Here is a 5,629-nt window from a genome sequence, read left to right on the forward strand (position 1 = left end):
GGATAGGTATTCAAACAGCGGTACTGTCTCGGTCGCCGCGACATTCAAGAAGTCGTCGACTGAAGCTACGTTTTGCAGGGCGTTGGCTTTGCTGGACACACTTCCAACGCCCTGCAACCCTGCACGTGATGCTTTCTATGACACGCTCTATTGAATATTGGTGGCTATGCTGCTTCAGTACGAAAGCGACTGATTGGAACTTCTGTCACCTCATCGAAGTCGTCATCAGCACCAACAATGAGTGTACCATTCCGTTCATCTGCTGCAGCAACTGCATAGGAGTCTCCCAAGGCGATAGAGTACGTATGCTTAATCATGGCTGCAGTCTCCCAGGTCGGCATGCACTCCACGATCTCTATGCCGAATTCCCTAATCGACTGAACACACTTCTTAGCCTTTGAGACACTACGCATATTTGCAACCAAGTAGAATACTTCAGTTAGGTTCACAACGGACATGACCCCAGTAGCACCGTCTCTCACGCTTTGTAGCTCCTTCTCGACCTCGTCACTCCCATCCTCATTGAAGAAATAAGCGATCATTGGCTCAGTATCGAAAACTACCGTGCCTAGCCTCCTACTCATCTAGTGAGAGTCGGCTCATCAGTTCATCATCCTTCTCCTCATCCAGATCACGACTTTCTTTCAGGGCTCTCGTCCCAGGGCGCTTGCTCTCACTTTCTTCCTCCTCAAGAAATCCCTTCATGTCGAGTAAGTCAGGAACATCAGAAGTATCCTTTGAGGGTTGTACGGATAGCATGTGAAAGACGCTGTCAGCGATCTCTTCCTTGCGCTCTTCACTGGACTGCTCAAGCTCCCGAGAGACTAGCTCCGCGTCGAACGGTAGCCCTGCCGTCGACATAGGTATCTCTTGGTGGTAGACATGCCTCCCAGATAAACACCGTGGTGAAATCAGCACACGCATTTTATCACTCACAATCTCAAAGACGGAATATGCCAATTTCAGAAGAGATATGGGAAGCAGGAATCTCAGGGAAACCTTGGCTCAGCGAAGTCTACAACTTCTTAGATGAAGGGTATCCGAAGGCGTATTCGCCGATAGAGATAACCAACGAACTATTTGAGATAGGCGAGGACGAAGCAATTCAATCAATGATAGTCATGGTTTTTGTCGATTCTATGCTAGAGCTGCTCATAGACAAAGAAGTAGCTGAGGCGAGAGTAATTGACGAAGAACATGCAGAGTACTCAGGAAATACATACTATCGAAGAGCGGAGAAGCCATAGTAGCTGTTTACTTCTTTCCGTAGACAAACCATCGTAGACGCTTCCAGAGAGGCGCATTTCGGCGTTCATACTCATCTTCAAGCAGAGAGCGGTGATCTTCTGCCCATGCTACTAATTCACGGTTATCTTCCCGCTGCTCGATGAGGGTACGCTTCTCTCGTTGTAGACGTTCGTTCTCAGACTGTATTTCAGCAGCATCCTCTCCCATGCTGATGAAGTAGTTAATCACCTCTGATTTACTCTCATACTCGTCTTTCTCAGCCATTTCAGCCACTTTCTCGGCACGTTCATCCGAGAGAGTTACAGTGAGTCGAGGCATGATGATGAGGACACTCATCAGCGTGAGATTATCAGTGTTATGCAGCTCCTAGAGAAATTGTGCAATAAGCTGTATGCAGAACCCTGTTGCTAGTGAGCGCCATCCCCATACACGGTATTGTGCGTTGATGTGCTGTGTAATATTGTCCTTGAGACTAGAAATTGTTGCATGGTCGTACAATTCTTCACTCTGATTTTTAAACACAACTATTGCATTGGAAGCCGATACAGTGCCTGGTAGGGAAGGGTCATTGGGTCTCCAGAAGTCTTGTTCTTCGAATTCACCCAAATACAGATGATTATTGTAATTCCGAGAACGGCGTATAGACGGCCATATGGCTCGAAGAATTCGCTTTATCTCTTCAAGATTATCTGTCCCCTCAATCTCATCCAGAGTCCTTCTTTTACGGAAGTACGGCCATAGAGGAACAGACACTTTATGCATCAATCGTTGCTGTCTGAGAGGTAAATCTGGGACTGCAATGGACAAAGCTCCCAATGCATCTACCAACAATCCAAATGCGACAAGGACGGTATTTGCCATGTGCCCAACCCTATGAATCTATAGAACAAAGGTACGGTGAAGTCATGTTGCTCAGATAACTCATACCTGCGTATCTTTGGCAGGTGGTTTTATGACAAGGGACGCTGCAGAGAGATGTAGCTCAGTCGTTCGTGGAGCATGAATGCGAGAAGGGTGTTGGACCACCCTTCCCACGATGGACGGGGCTACCGTCGGGAAGGAGCGACCTTCAATGACAGCCAACACACCCGCCGATAAAGAATCCATCGGCACGACTCAGGTTGATGAGGTATTGAGCAACGTTTCTGATGAGAACCCGCTGAAACAGATAGTTATTGATCTACTCGACAGGGTGGAGAGGGTGGAACTAGCGAGAGATGCCGCTCATAGCCGTATTGATGAACTTGAAGCCCAGTTGGGGGGTAATAACCCCAAGGGTTCGGGGAAGGAAGATGCACCCGCTCAAGACGATTCTACGCCATTAGAGCAAATTGCCGACGACAAGAAGGACGATCCCGTAGGAGTGCAAGTAACTGCATCCGTCACTCGTGCTGCAGCTGTGATGAAGAATTGGTCTTCCTGGTCGAAGAAAGCTCCGAAGGGTAGGACTGTTCGGGATAATCTCAAGAATCTGATTGAAACTGCAACAGGGGAATCACTCGCTTGGAGGCAGGTCTATAGGGCTTGTAAGAAAGTTGAACAGTTGACGAAGGGGAAGATAGTGTTCTCGAAGACAAAGCGGCATGGGTGGATGCTGATTCAACCCGACCAACATTCGTCGTCAGCAGCCACAGGGTGATACCCCGTCAGAAAGTTGCATAACACATAGAAACCTTAACACGAACTAAATCATCCAGTGAGGTAGGATGTGTTAGCAACTGTCCATTACTGGTGAGTAAACTGCCTGTTGTTGCTGTTGTTGCTAGTAGCAGGTCACTCGGTTAGCTCAGATTCCTGACGACAGGTGTCAGTGAGTCCCCTTCTTACCTAACGTCTAATCAGAGAGTCGTTCCAATGTTAGGTAAGATTCTTACTGAGTCCATTCTCATGCTCTCTAATGGCATAATCATCTTCGTGCAGACCCATCCTCGGCATGAAACCCCCGCCTTTGAGGGAGGGAAATCCACTCCCTCCGTGGATTAATCGCCATACTCACGCGCCCGCAATGCATGGTCGTTTCAAATCATGGACCTGTTGGTGGGTGTGAATGTCGATGAAATCCAATACGATGGTGGCTCATAGTAATGTGGAGAGAATAATTTGGGCCACGGAGAGGACTTACAGCGACCCCTGTATTTTGGGGAAGGGAACCTACTCATGTCAGAAATCATGATAGGGGGCCTTTAGAGAGGTACATGATGGTGGGTACATCCCTCTGAGAAAGGTTGATTAATCAACAGTAGTTTACTCGTCCTTATTCTGAAAAGGGTAAGTAACTCAGTCGTTGCATACTCTGAGCAGTGAAAGAAACTTGTGAACAGAACTCTCATAGAGTCAGTGACCTTACCTATCAGTTTCCTTTAGAAGATGTATCACTAATCGGGTAGCTTCGAGGTATGTTAGATAAGCTACATTCACCCCCAACACTCTAGGATCGGGATGTGGATGAATTAGTTATGCAACGTGCTCAGATATTCCAGTTGGATGATGAGGGGTTGATCGCTGATGACTTCATTACCGTTAGGGAAAGCCAGATACCTCCCGACCAGGACTTTGGTGAATGGATTGAGGCTCGCAGAGAAGAAAGAGCCATCATCAACGAATCTGAATACGTCTCAGTCATCTATCATGACGATGAACAACAGAGTCTAGACGTGACTCAGGCCCCCGAGTGGTGAAGGGAATGAATCTCACAAGTCTCTCCCCCCGATGAGAAAGGGAACTCCACCCTCCCAGTCCTGTCCCCTCGAAGATCCCTTTCCTCGAAGCCTACTTCTCTAAACCACCTTCTAACTGGAATAACACTGCATACAGGGAACTACCCGATAGCCCCCTTGTGGGGCAGAGGGTAGTTCCAAACTAACCTATATGCTGCTTTGTAAAGTGTGAAAAACTTTGTTAGACAGAATACACTTCTCTGCTGATACTTCTCTTTACAGCCACCGCGATAACTGAACAGCATTGGATATGACCGCATCAGCATCCACCACTACATTGCTCTATAGGGTCGGATAACAGTGACTCATACAACGCTGCTAGGGAAGGAAACTGAGATGAGGGGTATGTATCGTGGAGGGAACTGAAGTACCATCAGCAGGCACTGAGTCCTGTTTAGAGTGTATGCCCTTAGTTTGCTTTGTGAGAGGTTTCTGAGAGAAGTGAGATGTCTACCTCTCGGAGGGTACTCAGTCCGCCGAGAAGTCTAGCTGCGTCGATGTAATGCCCATGAGCAAAGAGACGTGACCAGATAGGATGCTTCCCCTTTAGCTAGCTTCGGAGGGTAGGATTCTACAGTATATGCTGTATATTGAAGAGCGTGTCATAGAAACCGTCTCATGCAGTGAGTATCTCGCGGCCGGGGTTGTCTCCTCGTTCATCATTGGTGATCGCGACGACTACTCGGAGGCACAGCGCGAGGAACACCTGCGCTCGTGCGTGAACGCGGCCTCGGGCACGGACGGGCCCGAGGCCGCAGTCCTTGACCGCATCATTTGTTCGTTCGACCTGTGTCCGGCGGTTGTACGTCTCGTCTAAGATTGAGCGTTTGAGCTGAACGTCCTCGCTGTGATTTTCGATGAGGTCTTCGATCCGGTACTCGATATCGAGCGGATCGTCGGTATTTCGTGGGTTGTACGGGGCGATCGGCACGACCCCTGCTTCCAGCAGGTGGTCGTGCCACTCCAGCGTGTCGTACGCACTGTCGCCAATCATCCAGATCGGGTGTTCGACGGCGAGCGCGTCACGTGTGACGCGCATCGCCGTTTCCTCTGGTGCTTGCTTTGCTGGCGTGAACTCCGCTGCGATGGGAATCTTTGCCCCCGCCGAGACGATCGTACAGCCGAAGCCGTAGTAGTGCTCTTCAGCGGTTGAGTCGTAGTTCCACGAGGCGTCGTCGTTCCACCGAATCGCTTCGACGTGAGTCGAATCGATTCGGTACGTAGAGTCGAGCAGGCCCCGAATAGCGGCCTGCTCGACGAGGTGGTCAAACACATCGTCAACGACGTGTTCGAGGTCGGTGAGGAAGCGATCGACCGCGTCTCTCGACGGCGGTCGATCGAAGCCACAGCTGAGCCAGACCAGCGGCTTCTGGAGTTCGCGTGCGACGGGACGAGTGCCGTAGACGTCCTCGTAGTAGCAGTGGAGAAAGCCTCGGAAGAGCTCCGGTGGCTCATGGACTCGTGTTCGCCCCCGCTTGCAGGGGGCGAACACGTCGTACTCCAGCAGAAATCCGAAGGATAGGTATTCAAACAGCGGTACTGTCTCGGTCGCCGCGACATTCAAGAAGTCGTCGACTGAAGCTACGTTTTGCAGGGCGTTGGCTTTGCTGGACACACTTCCAACGCCCTGCAACCCTGCACGTGATGCTTTCTATGACACGCTC

8 protein-coding genes are annotated in these 5,629 nt (G+C 49.9%); 3 read left to right on the forward strand and 5 right to left on the reverse strand.

The annotated features are described in order from the left end of the window. Nucleotides 1–164: 164 nt before the first annotated feature. Together GT355_RS17805 and GT355_RS17810 are read right to left on the reverse strand one after the other, a co-directional pair. Nucleotides 165–584 (reverse strand): PIN domain-containing protein, encoded by a 420-nt coding sequence (locus GT355_RS17805; protein ID WP_160135839.1) that lies wholly within the window; start codon nucleotides 582–584, stop codon nucleotides 165–167. Beyond that, on the reverse strand, nucleotides 577–861 hold the full coding sequence (locus GT355_RS17810; RefSeq protein ID WP_160135840.1) for a hypothetical protein: 285 nt from the start codon (nucleotides 859–861) through the stop codon (nucleotides 577–579). Before GT355_RS17810 ends, GT355_RS17805 begins: the two co-directional genes overlap by 8 nt. Before the next feature lie 92 nt (nucleotides 862–953). Between GT355_RS17810 and GT355_RS17815 the strand changes: the two genes are divergently transcribed. After that, nucleotides 954–1,247, forward strand: coding sequence for a hypothetical protein (locus GT355_RS17815; protein ID WP_160135841.1), 294 nt, complete (start codon nucleotides 954–956; stop codon nucleotides 1,245–1,247). Between the two features lie 7 nt (nucleotides 1,248–1,254). Here the strand turns inward: GT355_RS17815 and GT355_RS17820 are convergent, their stop codons facing one another. Next, nucleotides 1,255–1,584, reverse strand: coding sequence for a hypothetical protein (locus GT355_RS17820; RefSeq protein WP_160135842.1), 330 nt, complete (start codon nucleotides 1,582–1,584; stop codon nucleotides 1,255–1,257). A 30-nt stretch (nucleotides 1,585–1,614) separates the two neighbouring features. Continuing rightward, nucleotides 1,615–2,109, reverse strand: a complete 495-nt coding sequence (locus GT355_RS17825; protein WP_160135843.1) for a hypothetical protein — start codon at nucleotides 2,107–2,109, stop codon at nucleotides 1,615–1,617. 175 nt (nucleotides 2,110–2,284) lie between these two features. On the opposite strand from GT355_RS17825, the gene GT355_RS18420 reads away from it, so the two are divergent. After that, nucleotides 2,285–2,887 carry a hypothetical protein gene (locus GT355_RS18420; RefSeq protein ID WP_240145894.1) on the forward strand — a complete coding sequence of 201 codons (603 nt, stop codon included), beginning with the start codon at nucleotides 2,285–2,287 and terminating at the stop codon, nucleotides 2,885–2,887. 817 nt (nucleotides 2,888–3,704) lie between these two features. After that, nucleotides 3,705–3,926, forward strand: coding sequence for a hypothetical protein (locus GT355_RS17835; protein WP_160135844.1), 222 nt, complete (start codon nucleotides 3,705–3,707; stop codon nucleotides 3,924–3,926). 655 nt (nucleotides 3,927–4,581) lie between these two features. Here GT355_RS17835 and GT355_RS17840 read toward each other — a convergent pair. Further along, a complete protein-coding gene (locus GT355_RS17840; protein WP_160135845.1) occupies nucleotides 4,582–5,580 on the reverse strand; it encodes a transposase in 999 nt (332 codons plus the stop codon). Between the last annotated feature and the right edge of the window lie 49 nt (nucleotides 5,581–5,629).

Source organism: Halococcus salsus (assembly GCF_009900715.1).
GTDB lineage: Archaea > Halobacteriota > Halobacteria > Halobacteriales > Halococcaceae > Halococcus > Halococcus salsus.